Below are 20,414 nucleotides of genomic sequence, written 5' to 3' on the forward strand. Positions count from 1 at the left end.
CGCGGATGCAAGTTAGAAAAGGAAGCAATGAGCTTCCTTTTTCGTGTTCAGCGGTGCTGTTTTGCGCCAACACTACCTTTTACCCTTACTATCTTTTAAACTACCGCTACTGTAAGAAATTAAGGAAGTTTTATGTCTTTAGTGATTTATCACAACCCACGTTGTTCAAAGTCTCGCCAAACCCTCGAGCTTATCGAAGAAAAAGGTGCAAATGTAGAAGTAGTTAAATACCTAGATGACACACCCAGCGCAGCTGAACTCGCCGAACTGGTTAAAAAGTTGGGTTTTGGCTCTGCACGCGAACTTATGCGCACCAAAGAAGACATCTATAAAGAACTCGACCTTAAAAATGAAAATGACGAGCAAGCACTACTTAATGCGATGCACGCCAATCCAAAACTAATTGAGCGCCCAATCGTAGTTAAAGGCGATAAAGCAGTATTAGGTCGCCCACCTGAAAATGCTCTGGAGCTCATTTAATGACACCTGTTTTAGTGCTTTACCACAGCCGCAGTGGCAGTGTTAAAGCACTGGCCGAAGAAATTGCCGATAGCATAGAAGCAACTGGCACAGATGTATGGCTACGTTGTGTAAGCGATGATGGTGCACACCCTAAAGCATCAAAAGATGAATTAGCTAAGTGCTCAGCCTTGGCATTTGGCACCCCAACACGATTCGGCTCAATGGCCTCACAAGCGAAGCTGTTTTGGGAGCAAAGCAGCGATGTGTGGCTACGTGGTGAGCTTATCGACAAGCCAGCGTGCGTATTTACTTCAACGAGCAGCATGCACGGTGGTAATGAAGCAACGTTATTGAATTTGAGCTTACCGCTTTTACACCACGGCATGGTGATTGTAGGCGTGCCTTATGACGTACCTGCGCTCAACGCAACAACGACAGGTGGCGCTCCTTACGGCGCAAGCCACGTTTCTGGTTTGGATAACAACGCCCAATTAAGCAATGAAGAAAAACAAATTTGCCAAGCCCTCGGTAAGCGGCTGGCAAATTTAGCGAGAAAGTTAAATGACTAATACAGCTAAAAAACCCATAACCAAACGTTTTCAGGTGGCTGCACTTGTTGGCTACTTTGGTTTGTTGATTTTGATGCCTTTATGGCTGTTTGTGCTCTCACCAAGAGACGATTACAGCTTTGCTTTTACCTTCTGTTTATACATAGTACCGCTGTTGTTGCCACTTAAGGGCATTATTCAAGACAAACCTTACACTTATGCATGGGCAAACTTTATAGTCATGATCTACTTCATCCATGGTCTTACCCTACTGTGGGTTAGTCCAGATGAACGCCTATGGGTGGTATTAGAACTGATTCTTGCATCGTGCATGTTTATTGGCTGCACATACTATGCTCGCCATCGTGGTCAAGAACTCGGCTTAAAAGTAGGTAAATTAAAAGATGATTTAGCTAATGAAAAAGCCGCACAGGAATACCACCGCCAGCATAAAGACGATTGAACTCGTTAGCTGCGCCTTACTATGTAACCAATAAAAACGCCGAATATCACTATTCGGCGTTTTTTCTTATCCCAATTTCATCATTTCTTTTGAGACTATTTTCTCTTTCTTAGGGAAGTACCGCGGTTACGCTCCCAACTGACTAATAAATGCCAGCGCCACTACGCTTAACAATGCAATTTGCGCTATCAATGACATCATAGAGCCAAAGCGCAACAAACCCAGCCCAAAGGGGTGGCGAATATGCGGGTATAGCGCACAACGCTTCAAACTAATGGCAAAGAAAATAGCCACGACTGAAAGCAAGGTAAACAGCAGTGTTAATTCACTTTTGAACTCGATGCTGTCATCAAAAAAGAAGAACAGTTGCATAGGCAGAAGAAGCATCACGATAGCGTGTAGTGCGTGCACTTTAGCTATGCGCATGTATTGCCCTTCGGGAGAAAGTTCCTTAATGCCAAACTCTCGTTCCATGAGTCGCACCAATGCTTTGCGATTACGCTCTACTGCATAGCGATAACAGCTCAAACCATCGTTATTTTTAGCATGGAAGTTCGCTCCTGCACGAAGCAGTAATGAAAGACACTGGGTATTGTCTGCATCCACAGCATAGTGCAATGCGTTATTTCCGTTACTGTCTTTAGCATCAATAGCCGTTTCTTTTAGGAGGGCTTCAACCACGCTGACAAAACCCTGTTCGGCAGCCAACATTAGCGATGTTTGCCCTTGTGCATTAGCGATCGAGCCATTGGCACCCTGCTCTATAAAGCGCAGCGCCATACTTTGTTTAGCTTGCTCACTTTGCAAATGCGACAACAAAGCCTGTTCAAGCAACAGCTGGAGGTTGCCCTCTTCTGAGATTGTTTGTAAAAGCGTAAAACAGTCATTGCCATTGACCAGCTCCGTTTTGGTGTCATCCAACAAACTCTCAAGGTCAGCAGCACATTGCGGTAAAAATGGCGCAAACTTATTTCTGAAATCAACTTCTTGCCAAAGCGTCAGAATATCTTGGCTGCTGAGTTTTACTTGTCGTTCAAGTAGCATTTCCAGCAGAGAAAAGTAGCGCTGTTCAAACAGCAATCGCGCCAGTGACAGAGGCGATTCAATGGTTATTTGTGCGTTGATATCCGCGTACTGAGCTAAACGTTCCAGTAATAACTCACTGATCTGCTCAGCTGTATAGTTATTGCTAACAAAATATTCTTTTGCAGCTTGGATATAATGTAAAGCCTGTTCGTTGAAATCACTGATGTGCTGGAAAGTGCATTCTTCAAACGGCTCACGAGGTTGTAGCCAGATCAAATAATAAATGGGTGGCAGCGTGGTGCTACTTACATTTTCTTCGATCCTTGTACTGCAGGTTGGCCATGCTTCAAGAGCATCGAGAATGAAGGCGCCGTTTTGCTCAATGAGCCCTTTGAGTAATAACGGGTATTGTTCCGGCCAGATGAGTACCTTTTCCATTAACTGTGAAGACTCCACTAAATCGTTCTAAAAGTTGCGTCGCAACGATAAACTCAGTTATAAAGGGCGCTCCCTTACCCTTCACTTAATATTAACGGACACTGCAATGCAAACTTGGCATATCATCCTAATCATAGCCCTTGTGCTTGGCGTAATTTGGAGCAATATCGCGCTGTTAAAATATTCGGCAAAAATGGACTTCAAAAAGTTTAACCAAGATCCTATCGAAAAAGCAAAGCGCAACCTTGAAGAGAAGGCGCGCAATGAGAAATCAGAATCTGGTGAAGATAATTAAGCCACCAGCCAATTAGCCATCAAAGTGATAATCGGGAGGCTAATCAATGTTCTTAAAATAAAAATGACAAATAACTCGAAAATATTCACGGGGATCTTACTTCCAAGTAGTAAAGCGCCCACTTCCGACATATAAATAAGCTGAGTAACACTCATCGCCGCAATAATGAAACGCGTCACTTCACTGTCGATGTTTGATGCTGCCAAAATCGATGGAATGAACATGTCAGCAAATCCAACCACGATGGTTTCAGATGCTTTGACAGCTTCTGGGACACCTAAAAATTCAAGGTAAGGAATAAAAGGTTTACCTAACCACTGGAACACAGGTGTGTGCTCTGAAATAAGCAAAGCAAACGTACCTACAGCCATAACCACAGGCAACACAGCGAAGACCATGTCTAAGGCGTTGTGCATACCTTCTTCGACCGTGCCTTTTACACCTTTTGCATGTCTGGCCTTATCTAACGCCATATCCAGTGACTGGCGCCATAGGCCCTTGTTCTCAGGCACTGATTCATTGTCGTGGCTTTGTGTATCACCATCAATATACACATGCTTTTTCAAGCTCAAAGGTGGAATGCGCGGTAAAATCAACGCACACACAACTCCAGCCAAACACACCGTTAGATAGAAAGGTGCGAACAAATGCTCTAACCCCACTTGACCAATTACCACGAAACAAAAAGTAATTGATACCGCAGAAAAGGTGGTGCCGATAATAGCCGCTTCTTTTTGTGTATAGTGTTTTTCTTCGTATTGACGAGCGGTCATTAAGATACCGACACTGCCATCACCTAACCATGATGCCGCACAGTTCACTGCACTTCGACCAGGCACACCAAATAGCGGGTGCATGATTTTAGTGAATAAGGTGCCCACTAGTTCAAGCAAACCAAAATTTAACAGTAGAGGCAGTAAAAAACCTGCGAGGATAAACACGCTAAGTAGCAGTGGCAGTAGTTCAACCAATACAAACGCACCCGTTGCGTCAGAGTAAATCGCTTCGTGACCGATTTCGAAATAGGTCATGACCACAAACACCATACCAATCAAGCGCACCACTAACCAAGTCGGTGTCACGACAAACAAGTGTCTCAGTAATGGCTTTTCAAACAATGCCTTGGGTTGAACCACAGTCATCAACAACGACATGATTGCAGTGATGCTGATGATGATTAACAGCAAGGTGTTAGAGAAAGGCGCAACTGACTGGCGCAGCATATCCGCAAGAATTGCCACGGTGATCTTTATCTGGCCATCCCATGGGATAGGGATCATGAATAAGAACACACCTATGAGTGACGGGATAATGAATGTCAGTAACGTACTGACCATCGAACGGGGCTGGCTTGTTGTCATAGTTATTTACTTATTTTCGTTATAATGCTGGATGTACAAAATGCCTCAAAAACAAAAAAGGAAAAGAGCCCACACCCTTTCCCTTTTTTCATCATTAATTGGACACTAAATTTGAACGCCTCGCGTACGCAACGCGGCAACCAGCGCTTGTTGCAAGTCGTTCATAGTTCCCGGCTCAAGTACTTCGCCGTTTTTATCCATCCATGTAATGCTGGTGCCACCGGCTTGCGCAGGGCTCACAACAATTTGATATTGACCATTTTCCAGTGGCAATTGCATGGTGTCTTCACCCCAAATAGAGTCCCATACACTGCTTTCAGGCTTTTCATAATCAGCTAAAATAGTGCCCTTGCCTTGGTCCACTTCGATAATTGTGAATTGAAGGCGCTCAAGGAAATTGCTGAAACGCTCAAATACGACGTCTGAACTTTGCTCGGTCATCAGCGCTGCATTGCCTTTATTGTCAAAACCAAGCTCAAGAGAAATAACGCCCTGACGTTGGCGCAAGTCCACTTGAAGTTGACGATAACGGTAATCAAATTCGGCAATCGCCGCGTTCAAAGCTCGTGTTTCTAGTCGTTGCTGTAACAGCGGAGTTAACGGCACAGTCTCAGAGCGATAATCAACAAGCTGTGCTTTGAGGGCGGCCGTGCGTTGGTGTTCTTTCTCTTCGATGATGTACTTGTAACGTTGTTCAGCAACGATTTCGTCGTCCCACAACCAACCTTCTTCTACTCGTACGATAGATAACCAATCGCTTTCAATTGTGCCATTGGCCTTATCCGCATTCACCGCGTTAATATTGTAGTCTTGGAAAACAGCTTCAACTGAGCCAAAAATAAAGTCGCTCAGATCTTCGATGCCATCATTTTTATCGAAGTAAACGCGCACTTCTTTGTCGTTTTCTTCAATCCAACTACCTTGGGCAACTGGCATGACCTGCATTGGCGGCTTAACCGCTTTTGCTTCTTCGCTGTTATCGTATGTCGCCACGTCCATCGTATACGTTGGGTCTTGGCGCGGAGCATCGAGTCCCTCAGGAATAATTACTGGTTTGTTTGCTTGATAGTTACGTTTGTGATGCGCGTCGTTGGTGAAAATGCCGCATCCACTTAAAGTTACTAAGGCACTTAACATCAATGCTTTAGGGATCCAATACTGCACGTTGTAATTCTCCTATACTCACCCTTATTATTGTACGGACTTTGAGTCGGTGAGTCGTAATTGGTTCAGTGTCAGATGCAACTTAATGCCCACTTTATCAGCGTTTGTTTCTGACAAAAGCGTAAAACTCTGTATATCGACACCCAATCCACCGCAGCGTGTACACTCGCAGTGGGTCAAAAGTTTTAGCTATGGTACTTTTACATGGGTGTAAAAACAAGAATGTCTCAGCACAAAAGGCGATAAACCTGAACTTCGGCAAAAGTTGCGCTTTAAAACTGCAAATATGCTACACTGCGCGGCCAACAGATTGTTTTCTCGTAATAAGGGTGCCTCAATGGTCGAACTGGCCAAACAACAATTAGTGATCACAGCAATTGGTGAAGATCAGGCCGGCGTGGTCAGCGCTTTGACACAATTGGTCAGTGACTGTCATTGTAATATTACCGACAGCCGTATCGCTATTTTAGGTAACGAGCTTACGTTTATTATGTTGCTTAACGGTGATATGGCCGCAATTAGCCGCGTTGAGCATTTACTACCAAATAAAGGTATGGAATTGGGCCTTCTCACTATGATGAAGCGCACTTCTTCGCATACTGAAGAGCAGTTTGGTGGTGGATATACACTTGAGTATGTCGGTATCGACACCCCCGGGACCCTGAGCCAGATCACCGGCTACTTTGCTGAACACAACATCAGCATTTGCTCATTAAAGTCTGATACTTATGAGCAAGAAAACACAATTCAAATGCGTTGTGAATTAGAGTTTAATGTTCCTCAAGAGCTCGACATTGATGCCTTCAAAGTTTCTTTCGAGGCTCTGTCACAGCGCTTAGAAATCGACTATATCTTTAGAAGAATCAGATAAGGAACTCGTTATGAATACCTTGCAAGCAGGCGATAATGCGCCAATGTTTACCCTTGAAGATCAAAACGGCGAGAGCGTAAGCCTTGAAGCCTTGTTGAAAAACCAGCAAGTGCTTGTGTACTTTTATCCGAAAGCGTTAACACCTGGCTGCACAGTTCAAGCAGAGCAGCTTCGTGACCACAAAGCTGAACTGGCAAAATTGAACACAGTTGCCGTGGGTATCAGTCCAGATCCGGTTAAAAAGCTAAAGAACTTTGAAACCAAAAAAGAGCTCAATTTCCAACTACTCAGTGATGAAGATCACAAAGTAGCAGATGACTTTGGTGTCTGGGGCTTGAAGAAGTTCATGGGTAAAGAGTATGACGGTATTCACCGCATCAGCTTCTTAATCTCACAAGATGGTAAGGTAAAACATGTGTTCAACAAGTTTAAAACTAAAGACCATCACCAAGTAGTTATTGACTACTTAACCGAGAATAACTAACAAGAAAGCGGCTTATAGCCGCTTTTTTTGTACCAAAAATAAATAGCAGGGCTAGTTAATGCCAATGTATTTGTGCACTTGAACAGATAAACGCCAGTTTTTCTTGATACAGGTATCTATCGCCAATTTCGTCGCTTTGGCTTTTTGACTAATAGGCTGTAAGTACACTAACTCTGGAGTTACCCCCGTCGCTTCGAACAAAGCTTCGAGTTCGTCGATGTGCTTTTGCATCGCAACTGGGTGCTTGATTTCATCTGCTCGTTGCATAGCGCTTGCTAGCACTTCATAGCCACCGCGCATGTTAATCTTTGGCGATACCGTAACCCAAGTTTGTGCAGGTGCTTTAATTTCAAATGTGCCACTGGTTTCAATTTGGGTGGTGTAGCCATTGTTATGTAACAACTCGCATAACGGCACCAAATCAAACAGACATGGCTCGCCACCGGTAATAACAACGTGTTTGGCGTTGTAGCCACGGGCATTAAATACCGCTAGCACTTCCTCGGCTGATGCGTTGGCCCAATGCTCTGAGTCAGCCTTTTTTTCCAAAGTTTGCTCAAGCGACACAATAAAGGTGTCCTTCGCTTCCCACGTTTGTTTAGTGTCACACCATGCACAACCCACAGGACAACCTTGCAGGCGAACAAATATTGCTGGTGTGCCGGTGTAACTGGCTTCACCTTGGATGGTTTCAAATATTTCGTTAATTTGGTACAAAAATCTAACCTACTGCTAAAACTGTATATCGACGATTCACAACAACCGCGAAAACGGTGAAAAATTGTGATCTGGCCACAAACCTTGTAGTATACCGCGCCCTAACGTAAACCTCTATTGATGATTATAAGGCTAACAGACAAATGGCAGAAAAGGTCGTTGTAATATACTCAGGTGGCATGGATTCATTTACCGTGCTGAATAAAGCACTTCGCCAAGGCCACGAAGTCTATGCACTATCATTCAATTATGGTCAACGCCATGTAAAAGAGCTCGAAGTAGCCAAGTCAGTGTGTGAAGACCTCGGCGTTAATCACAAAATCGTCGATATCTCAGCGATTAATCAGCTTATTGGTGGATCATCACTGACCGACGACATCGATGTGCCTGAAGGTCATTACGAAGAAGAAAGCATGAAGAGCACCATAGTGCCTAACCGTAATATGATATTGCTTTCTCTTGCTGTGGGCTATGCCGTGTCATTAAAGGCATCAAAAGTGTTTTATGGTGCCCATTCCGGTGATCATGCAATATACCCAGATTGTCGCCCAGAGTTCGTTAAAAAGATGGATGATGTGTGCCGCATCGCGAACTATGATGAAGTAGAAATTGTCTGCCCTTATCTTGATAACAACAAAATCGACATTCTAACTGACGGTTTAGAAATGGGTCTGGACTACAGCCAAACGTGGACATGCTACAACGGTCGCGAGAAAGCCTGTGGTAAATGTGGTGCCTGCCAAGAGCGTTTAGAAGCGTTCGCGTTAAATAAAGCCACTGACCCTCTCCCCTACGAAGCCTAAGCAACCCCATACCTTTATAGCCACTGGCCCTCATCCAGTGGCTCAACTACATTTAGCAGTTATACTTAAGATTAAATTGCTTAATTAGTTAAGAATATGCTTATATACCTGATATTACTGCTCATTATTGTTTGTGTGGTTGTGTGCTTAGTGAGTTTAAATGCGCGCAACAAATATGCACAGCAGTTGCAAGAAATAACCGAACAACAAACGCAAGTAACAGAAAACTTTTCGTCTCTTCAACAACAGTGCACAGCGTTAAAAGAACGCGTACAGGTGTTAGAAGCCATCGTGACCGACAAGGGTTTTAGCGTAGAGCAAGAAATTAGTAACTTATAATAATGGCTAATAAAGCGCGTCGATAATGAAAATTAGATCAAAACATTTGCTGTTGGTTTTGAGTGTACTGTATATCAGTGCGTCTATATTTATCGTCGAGTTTTTTTCGAATCTCTATCAACAAAAAGAGAGTGCCGAAGAGCAAGAGTATCTCGCCAAACAAGTTGCATTGATGCGAGCAAAGATAGAAACCGCCGTGTTTCAAGAAGTGTTTGCTGCCAATAGCATCGTCATAATTGCCAATCTCGACCAAGATTTCATTATTAAGAACTGGCACAATATCACCGCCGCTTTGACAGAAAATTCAAATCTAGTCAGAAATATAGCCTTAGCACCCAATAACGTAATTCAATATGTGCACCCATTTGAAGGCAATGAACGCGCCATCGGTTTCGACTACCGCACCAATGAAGAACAATTGGCTACTGTAGAAAAAGCGCGTTTGTCGAAAAGTGTTTTTATTGCTGGCCCTCTTGAGCTGGTGCAAGGTGGCACGGCACTGATAGTTCGCTACCCCTTGTTCACAGACGTGACGAATACGGATACGTATTGGGGCACGCTAAGTATAGTTCTAGATATCAATAGCTTATATCAATCTCTAGAACTGGATCAGCAAGACAATATCACTTATGGCTTAAAAGGTGTTGACGGTCAGGGCATAGATGGCCAGTTGTTTTTCGGTGAAGAAAATACCTTCACCAATGCCGACACCATACTTAACGTGCAAATACCCAACGGCCAATGGGCACTGGCAGCTAAATTTGGCAAAAGCGAACGAGCTCTCTCGCATGCGGGTACAATCCGTTTGCTCGGTGCCACTGTGAGCCTCATTCTCTATTTCTCGATTCTGTCACTAGCGCGCGCCTATTACTTGGTAAAAGAAACATCGATGCAAGACGATCTCACGCATTTGGCTAACCGCCGTTCTATTATGCAACGCTTGCAACACTTGACCAAAAATTCAAAAGCGACCAAACATTTTGCCATTATCAATATCGACCTCAATGACTTTAAGGCAGTAAACGACAATTACGGACATGACACCGGCGACGCCTTGCTAGTCCATGTCGCGCACGAATTAGACGAACAACTCAGAGACACAGACATAGTCGCTCGCCTAGGTGGTGATGAATTTTTGATTTTATTGCATCGCGTAGCTGATGAAGAGCAAGTGCAGGCTATCGTCGAAAAACTCAGAAAGCATATGCAAACTACCCCTTTGCACTTTAAAGGCCATGAAGTGTATGCGTCACTGAGCTTTGGTTACAGCTGCAACAGCGAATTAACGCTGGATTTAGAGAATCTGCTGAGTGAAGCCGATATGCGTATGTATGAGGATAAGCGGCGACAAAAGTCTGCCGCTAACTAATTTAACTGTTGATAAGTTGCTGCTGCAAAGAATGCACTTCATCGCGTATCTTAGCCGCTTTTTCAAATTCCAATTCGCGTGCAAATTCATGCATTTGCGCTTCTAAACGCGTAATTTCTTTCGCCAATTGTTCAGCATTCATAGTACTCGATTTGCCTGGTTTAGTTTGCGCTTTACGTACACCAGAGGACTGTTTAGGTGAGCTGCCAGTGTCCATTACGTCGGTGATACGTTTTTTCAGCGCCTGTGGCGTAATACCATGCTTTTCATTGTGCGCGATTTGCTTTTCTCGGCGTCGGTTAGTCTCATCGATCGCCTGTCGCATAGACCGCGTGACTACGTCACCATAGAGAATTGCCCTGCCATTGATATGTCGTGCTGCACGACCAATCGTCTGAATAAGCGAACGTGCAGAGCGTAAAAAGCCCTCTTTGTCTGCGTCTAAAATAGCGACTAAAGAGACTTCTGGCATGTCCAATCCCTCACGTAACAAGTTGATACCCACGAGCACGTCAAATACGCCTGCTCGTAAATCACGGATAATTTCCATGCGCTCTACGGTGTCGATATCACTGTGCAGATAGCGTACTCGCACATCATGATCACCAAGATAATCTGTGAGATCTTCTGCCATACGCTTCGTTAAGGTGGTGACCAAGACCCTTTCGTCAATTTCTACACGCTTATAGATTTCTGACAATAAATCATCAACTTGCGTGCTAACCGGACGTACCTCTATCTCAGGATCGATGAGTCCCGTTGGACGAATAACCTGCTCTGCAACCTCGCCTGCCGATTTATTGAGCTCGTAATCACCTGGTGTTGCCGACACGTAAATAGTCTGCGGCATGATGGACTCAAACTCTTCAAATTTAAGTGGACGATTGTCCATAGCGGAAGGCAAGCGGAAACCGTACTCGACTAAATTTTCTTTGCGTGATCGGTCACCTTTATACATGGCACCAATTTGCGACACCGTAACGTGAGATTCATCGATTATCATCAACGCATCATCAGGCAAGTAATCAAGCAATGTCGGCGGTGGCTCGCCAGGCGCTCGACCTGAAAGGTAACGGCTGTAGTTTTCGATGCCAGAGCAATAGCCCAACTCTTGCATCATTTCTATGTCGTATTGAGTTCGTTGCGCGACACGTTGCTCTTCTATGAGGCGGTTGGCGTCCAGTAATTGCTGGCGACGGTCTTTCAATTCAACTTTGATATTATCGATAGCACCGAGGATTTTCTCTCGCGGCGTTACGTAGTGTGTTTTCGGATAAATAGTAGCGCGAACTAAGTTCTTCTCTACATGCCCAGTCAATGGGTCAAACAAGCTCAAACGTTCGATTTCATCATCAAACATTTCTACTCGCACGGCGATATCATCCGATTCAGCAGGGAAAATATCAATCACCTCACCACGAACACGATAGGTACCGCGGCTAAAGTCGATATCGTTTCGCGTGTACTGTAACTCGGCTAACCGGCGCAGCATATCGCGCTGGTCTACGGTATCCCCGACTTTGAGTAACAGCATCATTTTCATGTATGAGTCAGGGTCGCCCAGACCATAAATCGCCGATACCGATGCCACGATGACGACATCGCGACGCTCCAGCAACGCTTTGGTCGCCGACAACCGCATTTGTTCTATATGTTCGTTGATAGAAGCGTCTTTTTCGATAAAGGTGTCGCTGGCAACCACATAGGCTTCCGGTTGATAGTAGTCGTAGTAAGAAACGAAATACTCCACCGCGTTGCTCGGAAAAAACTCTTTCATTTCACCATACAACTGCGCTGCCAAGGTTTTATTATGCGCCATGATGATAGTTGGACGGTTCAAGGTCGAGATGATGTTTGCCATGGTAAACGTTTTACCCGTGCCCGTTGCTCCGAGCAGCGTCTGATGTGCTAATCCAGCCTCTAAGCCTTCAACAAGTTGCGCAATTGCTGTGGGTTGGTCACCACTTGGGGAGTAACTGGATTGTAATTCAAACACATCTTTCATTATGTTGCCTCCTGAGCTTCGACCTCAGTACACTTGAGTCCTTGTGAAAACCAATAATACGCTATGAGGGCTGTAAATAGATTACCAATTGCTGCTCCAACGAATAGCCCTTCTAGTCCCGCAATCAAACTGCCAATGTAAGCAATGGGCACGTAAAACACAAACAAGCGAATAACACTCAGCGCTAAGGCATTTAAAGGCTTGTGCACAGCATTAAACGAAGAGTTGGTGAGAATAATTACACCTTGCAAGCCATAGGTTAACGGTAGAATGTAGATAAACAGTTTAATTAAGTCGCGCACATTATCATCATCAGCAAACGCATTCGCGATAAATGGCGCCACGACAATCAACACCAGGTATATAAAAAATTGCCAAATCATCACGAACTTGAGCGTTTGTTGATAGGCCTGTTTCACACGGTCTTTTTTACCGGCACCAAAATTCTGGCTGATAAAAGGTGGCAAGGTCATAGACAGAGCCAACACAACCAAAGAGGCAATTGATTCGATACGGCTCCCTACTCCAAAAGCAGCAACCGCAGGAGCACCAAAATGAGCGACTATCGCTGTCATCACCGCCATTGCCAGCGGCGTGAGCATATTAGCGCCAGCTGCAGGTAAACCAATCCTCAATATATTTCTGATAGCGTTTTTATAAGTTTGAGTCGCACAGCGTAAACTGACCAATTGGCGCTTTATAATTAAGATGTAGAGAATTGCCACCACGCCTATTACCCAGGAAATTGCGCTGGCAATGGCAGCACCTTGCACCCCCATGGCTTCTATAGGACCAAAACCGAATATTAAAATAGGGTCAAGAATAGCATTGACCAAACCAGACGCACCCATAACGATGCTCGGTGTTTTGGTATCACCATTGGCTCTGAGGACCGAGTTACCGATCATCGGGGTAACGAGTAACACACTGGCAAAAAACCATACCCCCATGTATTGATGAATGAGCGCCAATAAGTGTGGCTGTGCACCCAAAAGCAAAAAGATTTCATCGATAAACACAAAACCGATTATCGCTAAAGCGGTGACCATAACCGCAGACAATGCGATAGCGACACCACCGTGGAAACGCGCTTGATTTTGGCTTCCAGACCCCAGTTCCGTGGCAATGACAGCGGACGTGCCAATCCCCAAACCAATCGCAAGGCTTATAACTGTAAAGGTAACTGGGAAAGTAAAGCTAATAGCTGCTAACGGCTCGGTACCGAGCATACTAATGAAGAAAGTATCAACAAGGTTAAACAGCATTAAGAAAATCATACCGAAGATCATGGGAATGGTCATCTTGCGCAATGTTGGCACAATAGGAGCAGAGAGGATCATTGATGATTCGGCTTTTGCCATGACAACACTTACTTGCTGTTGGAACGAAGCTCTATTCTAATGCATCCGCCCATCCCCTTCCATGGTTAATTGACGCATAAAAAATGTTCATTTCTCGTCTTTGGATAATTTTTCTGGGTCAAACTGCTCAAAAAACAATTAATTTACACCTCGGAAACACCCTTGTTGAATAATGCTTTATTTTTGCACAGCAATAAAAAGCCTGTGAGCAAACACAGCATAAAAAACATTTCTTTAGTAACTTTTAAGAATAAACCATTAACACATTGTTTTTATTGAAAAATATATTTTGCACTGAACCCCTTGCATTATGTCTAACCGCTTGTCGGAGCCTGATTTCTCTACATTCTCAACATTCATAAACAGAGTTATCCACAGATTTCGTGGATAAGTTAACCGAGCCCTTTAAATATAAGGGATTACAGAATATCAGTAAAAAGTAATGCAATCCTAGCGCCGACTATTAACTGAACCACATGCAAATTACTCGTCAGCAAAAACTAAATAAGTACTTGATTGTTAGGCAAGACGCACAAAATTACAGCACTTGGATAGAACGCTTGTAGGCGCAAACTCACTAATTTAAAGAATTTAGCCTGCTTTACAGTCAATTTGAGTGAAAAAACGGCGAACGAGCTGTTTTTTTTATTTTTGCGAGTTTTATTAGTTGACACTAGCGGGTGTCGTCATTAATATTTCGCCCCGTTGAGAGACAGGCGCTTCCCCCTTAGCTCAGTTGGTTAGAGCGACGGACTGTTAATCCGCAGGTCCCCCGTTCGAGTCGGGGAGGGGGAGCCAATATCTTTCAGCACTTAGGTTGTTCCCCCTTAGCTCAGTTGGTTAGAGCGACGGACTGTTAATCCGCAGGTCCCCCGTTCGAGTCGGGGAGGGGGAGCCACTTCCTAAGACGTAATTGTTCCCCCTTAGCTCAGTTGGTTAGAGCGACGGACTGTTAATCCGCAGGTCCCCCGTTCGAGTCGGGGAGGGGGAGCCAAATACGCTCCTAAATCTATTCAAATATCGTACATTCTCCCTAGACATCGTTCATTGAGTGAACTACTCTTCTTCTATATTTTTGTTTATATTCAACATAATACTAAATGTAATTCGATCCCCTGTTTTATTACAAAATGTATCAATGCATTGTCATATTCGTGCTGCTGGCTAATAATGCGCATGCGAATCATGACTATAAGTTGTTGTGATTTCAGGGAATTCATCATGGACGAAGCTTCATATACTAAGAAGTAATAACAAACTCGCGTAGTTTCCGAGTTCATTGTATTGGTCAGTGGCGAGTTGGAACGTCGTTGACTGGTTAAAAGAGTAAAGGATAAGCAACTTTGAAACGGTTCACTCTCTTACAATTTACATTATGGCTGTTAGCCCTGTGTGCAGGAATAGTTGCGAACGTCATGGTTTTTCATGCCTTTAGCACACAACAACAAGATAACATGCAAGCTCAATTGCAGCGCTACCTTGACGCACAGCCTCAACTAACTGCTGAAGAAGCAGCAGAGCAAGCCCCAATGATTGCTGAGCAACTCATCGCCTTGATGCCGATTCAAAGGGTTTGGATTCGCAGCAGCGAAGGTGAAGTTCTCACCACTAAAAGCAAAAAGCCCGAAGACGCTGTTATTTCCCAAATTGCTCAATCCCAATTCGATTCAGTTCGAAGCCAATTTACCGTTAGCCAAAATGGTGAGCTACGAATTGAATTTATCGCTGATTTAAGTGATGTTGCCAAAGCCTTTGAACAAGGCCTTATCTACTTTGTTCTGGTCATTACCTTTATTTGCTTTGTGCCTATCGCTAGTTTGAAAACAGCCTACCGTGGGTACAGACGTCGTATTGCCGATCTAGTGTCAGCTATCATTGATCAATTTGTTGTCAGTAATGACCTTCCCGACCACTTCAGCCGCGCTTTTGCTGATGACAAAGAAAAGTTAAAGATTGCCAATCAGATCTCCCCTGCCCTAGGGCGCTTGAACGCACACCTTGGCAGACAGATGGACAATATCGCCAGCTCAGCCGTAGAAATTAAAAAAGAAGCATATAAAGACGTGGTAACCGAACTAGGTAACCGTAATATGTTTGTCGAATATTATGAGCGCCACATTGAGCATGCCGAATCAGACTGTTTTGGTTGTGTTGCGCTAGTGCGCGGTACCGAATTACAGCATATCAACCAAAGTAACGGTTACCAACAAGGTGATGAATATATCCGCAGTATCGCCGAAATGCTTTCGGGGGCGGTTAGCAACTATGGCGGCAGCCATGTGTTTAGGCTTAATAGTTCAGATTTTGCAGTGGTCCTGCCAAATATCCCGACTAAAGAGGCGGAACGTTTTGCTTCATCTGTACAAGCAAAATTAAACCAATATCAGAAAGTTCATAATCTACCTTCTGTGGCGTATACAGGTATAGTTCCTTACGAGCAACATAAGCCATTAGGTGAACTACTTGCCAATGTCGATGTGGCTATGAACATAGCGCAAAGCAAACAGGCGAATGCATGGCACATTCAACGCCCAGAAGATGTGAGTGAAAGTTCGGTTCAAGGCACTCAAAACTGGCGTAAGATGATCAACGACCTAATTGAAAAACAGTCAGTTGAGCTTGTTATTCAAGCGATCATGCCATTGGGTAAAAGTAACGTTGCCTATTCTGAGATTCAAGCAAGATTTCGTGACAACGAAGATCATATCTTGCCCACCTCATCATTTATGGCAATGGCGGACCAACTCGGTAAATCCATCGAACTTGACCAGATGATCATCGAGCACTCGCTTAAGGCCATTAAGAGCAAGAACCTTAACGCGCATTATTTTGGTGTTAATGTTTCTGCGGCCAGCGCCCATGACGATAAATTTTTAATCTGGCTCGAACGTCGTTTGTTGAAAGAAGGTGAATTGGCGTCTCGTTTAGTGTTTGAAATTTCAGAACTCGGGCTGCAACAGAACATTATTGCGAGTAAACGCTTCATATCAATGTTGCACCGTTGCGGCGCGCGGATCACCGTTGAGAAGTTCGGCGTTGGCCTGACATCCTTTAAGTTCTTTAGAGAGCTCAAGCCTGATTACATCAAAATGGACGCCAGTTACACCCGCGGTCTAGAAGATGATAAAAACAATCAGTACTTCATGCGCTTGATGGTTGATTTAGCACATAGGATCGGCGTTCGTGTATTCGCTGAAGGCGTCGAAAGCCAAGAAGAGAAGCATATCATCGAAGTATTATGCTTAGATGGCGCACAAGGTTATTACATAGAAAAGCCTAGAGAGCTGTAAATTACATATTTCGCGAAAAAGGAGGGGCTGCCCTCCTTTTTTTGTTTGAGCTTTGGCATCTAATTCATTAATTATTAAAACTTCACAACAAGCTTGTTATTGAGATTGATTTGCATTACCATTCGCAAAAATATCAATATCAAGGAATTTATTGTGCGTTTTCCACTATCTATACTTTCTCTCGCGCTAAGCACTTCAGTATATGCTCAACAACCAAGCAATGATCTAGAACGTATCATCGTCACAGGCAGCCGTGTTGTCGAAAACATTGACGAAGTACCTGCATCCGTGACCGTTATTACCCGTGAACAAATCGAGGCACAATTAAAAGTAAGTCCAGAGCTGCAAAACCTCCTAGAAGTTCTCGTGCCGGGTATGGCTCCAAGTACGAATAGTTCAAGTAACACCGGCCAAACTCTGCGTGGACGCGCGCCTTTGGTGATGATTGATGGCGTGCCACAATCAACTCCTTTACGTAACGGCTCGTTGGGGGTTCGCACATTAGATCCAAGCGTCATTGAGCGTATCGAAGTCATCAAGGGGGCTACGTCGGTATATGGTAACGGCGCAGCAGGGGGTGTTATTAACTACATCACTAAGCGCCCTCATAGCGATAACGGTGCAAAAATTTCAGTGGATTTATCGAGCCGCTTCAGTGCGGTAAGAGCCGATGAGTCTCTGGGTGGACGATTGGAAGCATCAATCAATGGTCGTCAGGACGAATTCTCTTATTTAGCTACCGTCAGTGTCGAAGAAAATGGCGTTCAACGCGACGCAGAGGGGGATATCCTTGGTCTACAGTATGGCCTAAGTGATGTAGAGACTCACAACTACTTCACCAAACTAGGCTACGACTTCGATAACGAAAAGTCGCTTTCTATTACTTATAACTACTATAAATCACAGCAAAAAACTGATTTGGCAGACGTATTCGGCAACGTTAATACAGGTGAAAAGTCTTACGCTATTCATGTGCCACAAGAGCAGCAAAAGCAGGGCCTACCGCAAGGGCCAAGTGGTAACACCAACATCATGCTTAAATACACGGACAGTGAAATATTCAAAGCAACCGCATTGACATTCGATTTATACGCACAAGACATTGAGAATGTGTTCTTTTTCTCGCCCAACTTAGCCAACCCAAGTGAAGGTTACGAGGGCGGCCAGTCTATCATCGCCTCTGAGAAAAAAGGTCTGCGTGCAACCTTTAACACCTTATTTGACCTCGAAAACACTGAAGCGACGCTTATTTACGGTGTGGACATTCTCAATGATGTAACCTCTCAACCTCTGGTGGATGGCCGCGTTTGGGTACCTGAGATGGACATGAGTAATTTTGCTGGCTTCTTACAAAGTAAGTGGGTGGTGAATAACCACTATGTGCTCAAAGCCGGTGTACGCCACGAAGATATCGACCTGAAAGTGGATGACTATCGCACATTGAAGCTGTGCCGAAGCGAAACTCAATGCTCCGTTCCAATCGATGTGCGCGGTGACACACTTAACTACACCGCGACCACCTACAATATCGGTTTAAAGTACAATGCCTATGAAGCATTCAGCCCATTTGTGAGCTACTCGCAAGGCGCAGACATTTCAGATATTGGTCGCTTACTGCGTACAGCCACTGTCAACGACATTGCACTCATCCAAACCGAAGCATCAGTCATTGATAACTACGAAGTAGGCTTCACCTCAGTAATTGATAAGCTGCGTGTTGAAGGCTCTTTGTATCGCAGTACATCAGAGTTGGGGACAACCAACTCATTTGACCCTACAACCGGGGTTTACATGCCTGTGCGTGCACCACAAGAAATCTGGGGTTACGAACTACTTGCTGACTACCGCTTCAACAAAGCATGGCGAACTACCCTCACCTACGCTTACGTAGAAGGAAAGAATACGGCTGATGATATTTACCTAGGTGCACGCCAAATTAGCCCACCTAAGGCGACAGCCAACGTGCAATGGCAGCCGACGCAAAACACATCTTTGGGCCTATCTGCCTTATACGTAGGTGATAGAAAGCGCTTTGAAGCCAATGACGCGGGTGACTATGTTGGCGACCAAGCGCCGATTGATGATTATCTGGTATTGAATATGAGCGGCCAGCACCGTTTTACCGACCAACTTAAAGGGTATGTGGGTATCGAAAACCTACTAAATCGCGACTACTATCCTGCTCGCGCCCAGGCTTATACCTACGGTGGATACAACATAAAGGGGCTCGGCACGACGATAACCGCAGGTATTAATTACCAATTTTAATTAGACAACATACTTAAGCCCACTTTGCTTGCAAACGTGGGCTTTTTTTATGTAAAAGCGGAGCGAAACCTTAATTGGAATGCGAATAAGTCACAATTGTAACTGGCTGATTTTAAAGAAAATAATTGATTTCCCGAGAGAATAAACTAAACTTGACGCATCAAGAAACTACGAGGCCGTAGCAAATGCAAGGTAAACAACGAGTTATCGACAGCTTCAACAAATTGCTCGCAAATGAGCTGGCTGCAATCGACCAATATTTCATCCATTCACGCATGTATGAAGATTGGGGATTAAACAAATTGTATGTGCGTTTAGAACACGAACGCGAGGAAGAAACCGAACATGCCGACTGGCTAATCAAACGCATTCTCTTCCTTGAAGGCGTGCCAAACATGACTAAACGTCGTGACTTATTGGTGGGCAAAGACGTTAAAGAAATGATGGCAAACGATTTAACCTTGGAACTTGAAGTGGTTCAAAGCGTGAAAGAAACCATCAAAATTTGTGAAGAAGAGCAAGATTATCAATCGCGCGAAGTGCTGGAAAAACTGTTATTTGATACCGAAGAAGACCATGTTTATTGGCTTGAACAGCAACTTGGCTTAATCGATAAAATCGGTATTCAAAACTATCTGCAAGCGCAAATGGGTGAATCTGAGGTGCCATCATGAAAGGCGATAAAGACGTCATCAGTGCATTAAACAAAGTGCTCGCAAATGAGCTAGTGGGTATTAACCAATACTTTTTGCATGCACGCATGTTTAAAGATTTTGGCTTTACAAAATTAGACAAAGCGGACTACAAGGTCTCCATCCAAAAGATGAAGAACGCGGATCGCCTCATCGAACGCATTTTGTTTTTAGAGGGTCTGCCTAACCTACAAGATTTAGGTCGTCTGCGCATCGGAGAAGATCCTGAAGAAATGATCGCTGCTAATATGCACTTTGAAATGGAATCACTCAAAGACTTACAAGCTGCCATTAAGCTCTCAGAAGACCGCTTAGACTACATTAGCCGTGAAGCGCTTGATGCCATTCAACATGAGCAAGAAGAGCAAATTGATTGGCTAGAGACACAGCAACATTTGATTAAAGTGACCGGCATAGAAAACTACTTACAGTCACAAATGTAGTATTCAGACCTAAAA

At 44.2% G+C, this 20,414-nt stretch carries 19 protein-coding genes and 3 tRNA genes; 16 read left to right on the forward strand and 6 right to left on the reverse strand.

Annotated elements, in window-relative coordinates; all coding sequences use genetic code 11:
• Nucleotides 1-132 precede the first annotated feature (132 nt).
• Genes arsC through V1358_RS08220 form a run of 3 tightly spaced genes read left to right on the forward strand, consistent with a single transcriptional unit; the run spans nt 133 to nt 1,473 of the window.
• Nucleotides 133-480 carry an arsenate reductase (glutaredoxin) gene (gene arsC / locus V1358_RS08210; RefSeq protein WP_347390069.1) on the forward strand — a complete coding sequence of 116 codons (348 nt, stop codon included), beginning with the start codon at nt 133-135 and terminating at the stop codon, nt 478-480.
• Nucleotides 480-1,031, forward strand: a complete 552-nt coding sequence (wrbA, locus tag V1358_RS08215) for an NAD(P)H:quinone oxidoreductase (RefSeq protein ID WP_347390070.1) — start codon at nt 480-482, stop codon at nt 1,029-1,031. The genes arsC and wrbA overlap by 1 nt, the downstream gene beginning before the upstream one ends.
• On the forward strand, nt 1,024-1,473 hold the full coding sequence (locus tag V1358_RS08220; protein ID WP_347393190.1) for a DUF2069 domain-containing protein: 450 nt from the start codon (nt 1,024-1,026) through the stop codon (nt 1,471-1,473). The genes wrbA and V1358_RS08220 overlap by 8 nt, the downstream gene beginning before the upstream one ends.
• Before the next feature lie 126 nt (nt 1,474-1,599).
• Here the strand turns inward: V1358_RS08220 and V1358_RS08225 are convergent, their stop codons facing one another.
• Complete coding sequence (locus V1358_RS08225; protein WP_347390072.1) at nt 1,600-2,937, reverse strand: ankyrin repeat domain-containing protein; 1,338 nt, start codon at nt 2,935-2,937, stop codon at nt 1,600-1,602.
• 106 nt (nt 2,938-3,043) lie between these two features.
• Between V1358_RS08225 and V1358_RS08230 the strand changes: the two genes are divergently transcribed.
• On the forward strand, nt 3,044-3,232 hold the full coding sequence (locus tag V1358_RS08230) for a DUF2897 family protein (protein ID WP_347390073.1): 189 nt from the start codon (nt 3,044-3,046) through the stop codon (nt 3,230-3,232).
• Here V1358_RS08230 and V1358_RS08235 read toward each other — a convergent pair.
• Complete coding sequence (locus V1358_RS08235; RefSeq protein WP_347393191.1) at nt 3,229-4,593, reverse strand: YjiH family protein; 1,365 nt, start codon at nt 4,591-4,593, stop codon at nt 3,229-3,231. The genes V1358_RS08230 and V1358_RS08235 overlap by 4 nt on opposite strands.
• Before the next feature lie 105 nt (nt 4,594-4,698).
• The gene (gene bamC / locus V1358_RS08240) at nt 4,699-5,757 is read right to left on the reverse strand and encodes an NlpB/DapX family lipoprotein (protein ID WP_347393192.1); all 1,059 of its coding nucleotides are present in this window, start codon (nt 5,755-5,757) and stop codon (nt 4,699-4,701) included.
• 337 nt (nt 5,758-6,094) lie between these two features.
• Between bamC and V1358_RS08245 the strand changes: the two genes are divergently transcribed.
• Both V1358_RS08245 and bcp read left to right on the forward strand, forming a co-directional pair.
• The gene (locus tag V1358_RS08245) at nt 6,095-6,628 is read left to right on the forward strand and encodes a glycine cleavage system transcriptional repressor (RefSeq protein ID WP_347390076.1); all 534 of its coding nucleotides are present in this window, start codon (nt 6,095-6,097) and stop codon (nt 6,626-6,628) included.
• A gap of 10 nt (nt 6,629-6,638) precedes the next feature.
• Nucleotides 6,639-7,112, forward strand: coding sequence for a thioredoxin-dependent thiol peroxidase (gene bcp / locus V1358_RS08250; RefSeq protein ID WP_347390077.1), 474 nt, complete (start codon nt 6,639-6,641; stop codon nt 7,110-7,112).
• A 51-nt stretch (nt 7,113-7,163) separates the two neighbouring features.
• Here bcp and queE read toward each other — a convergent pair whose 3' ends face one another.
• Entirely contained in the window at nt 7,164-7,829 is a 666-nt protein-coding gene (gene queE / locus V1358_RS08255; protein WP_347393193.1) for a 7-carboxy-7-deazaguanine synthase QueE, read from the reverse strand.
• Between the two features lie 143 nt (nt 7,830-7,972).
• On the opposite strand from queE, the gene queC reads away from it, so the two are divergent.
• The 3 genes from queC (at nt 7,973) to V1358_RS08270 (ending at nt 10,340) form a co-directional block, all read left to right on the forward strand.
• On the forward strand, nt 7,973-8,632 hold the full coding sequence (queC, locus tag V1358_RS08260; RefSeq protein WP_347393194.1) for a 7-cyano-7-deazaguanine synthase QueC: 660 nt from the start codon (nt 7,973-7,975) through the stop codon (nt 8,630-8,632).
• A 150-nt stretch (nt 8,633-8,782) separates the two neighbouring features.
• Nucleotides 8,783-8,971: a hypothetical protein gene (locus V1358_RS08265; RefSeq protein WP_347390080.1), complete on the forward strand. Its 189-nt coding sequence runs from the start codon at nt 8,783-8,785 to the stop codon at nt 8,969-8,971.
• 25 nt (nt 8,972-8,996) lie between these two features.
• The gene (locus V1358_RS08270) at nt 8,997-10,340 is read left to right on the forward strand and encodes a diguanylate cyclase domain-containing protein (protein ID WP_347393195.1); all 1,344 of its coding nucleotides are present in this window, start codon (nt 8,997-8,999) and stop codon (nt 10,338-10,340) included.
• Between the two features lies 1 nt (nt 10,341).
• Here V1358_RS08270 and uvrB read toward each other — a convergent pair whose 3' ends face one another.
• A complete protein-coding gene (gene uvrB / locus V1358_RS08275) occupies nt 10,342-12,345 on the reverse strand; it encodes an excinuclease ABC subunit UvrB (protein WP_347393196.1) in 2,004 nt (667 codons plus the stop codon).
• The gene (locus tag V1358_RS08280) at nt 12,345-13,706 is read right to left on the reverse strand and encodes an MATE family efflux transporter (protein WP_347390083.1); all 1,362 of its coding nucleotides are present in this window, start codon (nt 13,704-13,706) and stop codon (nt 12,345-12,347) included. Before V1358_RS08280 ends, uvrB begins: the two co-directional genes overlap by 1 nt.
• Nucleotides 13,707-14,427: 721 nt before the next feature.
• On the opposite strand from V1358_RS08280, the gene V1358_RS08285 reads away from it, so the two are divergent.
• The 7 genes from V1358_RS08285 (at nt 14,428) to bfr (V1358_RS08315) (ending at nt 20,399) form a co-directional block, all read left to right on the forward strand.
• A tRNA-Asn gene (locus tag V1358_RS08285) sits at nt 14,428-14,504 on the forward strand.
• Between the two features lie 23 nt (nt 14,505-14,527).
• A tRNA-Asn gene (locus tag V1358_RS08290) sits at nt 14,528-14,604 on the forward strand.
• A gap of 19 nt (nt 14,605-14,623) precedes the next feature.
• Nucleotides 14,624-14,700 (forward strand) — tRNA-Asn (locus tag V1358_RS08295).
• A 349-nt stretch (nt 14,701-15,049) separates the two neighbouring features.
• Nucleotides 15,050-16,996, forward strand: a complete 1,947-nt coding sequence (locus tag V1358_RS08300; RefSeq protein ID WP_347389515.1) for an EAL domain-containing protein — start codon at nt 15,050-15,052, stop codon at nt 16,994-16,996.
• A gap of 150 nt (nt 16,997-17,146) precedes the next feature.
• The gene (locus V1358_RS08305; protein ID WP_347393480.1) at nt 17,147-19,264 is read left to right on the forward strand and encodes a TonB-dependent receptor; all 2,118 of its coding nucleotides are present in this window, start codon (nt 17,147-17,149) and stop codon (nt 19,262-19,264) included.
• Between the two features lie 185 nt (nt 19,265-19,449).
• Nucleotides 19,450-19,938: a bacterioferritin gene (gene bfr, locus V1358_RS08310; protein WP_347389516.1), complete on the forward strand. Its 489-nt coding sequence runs from the start codon at nt 19,450-19,452 to the stop codon at nt 19,936-19,938.
• On the forward strand, nt 19,935-20,399 hold the full coding sequence (gene bfr, locus V1358_RS08315; protein WP_347389517.1) for a bacterioferritin: 465 nt from the start codon (nt 19,935-19,937) through the stop codon (nt 20,397-20,399). Before bfr (V1358_RS08310) ends, bfr (V1358_RS08315) begins: the two co-directional genes overlap by 4 nt.
• Nucleotides 20,400-20,414 lie beyond the last annotated feature (15 nt).

This window comes from Pseudoalteromonas pernae, from assembly GCF_039831865.1.
GTDB lineage: Bacteria > Pseudomonadota > Gammaproteobacteria > Enterobacterales > Alteromonadaceae > Pseudoalteromonas > Pseudoalteromonas pernae.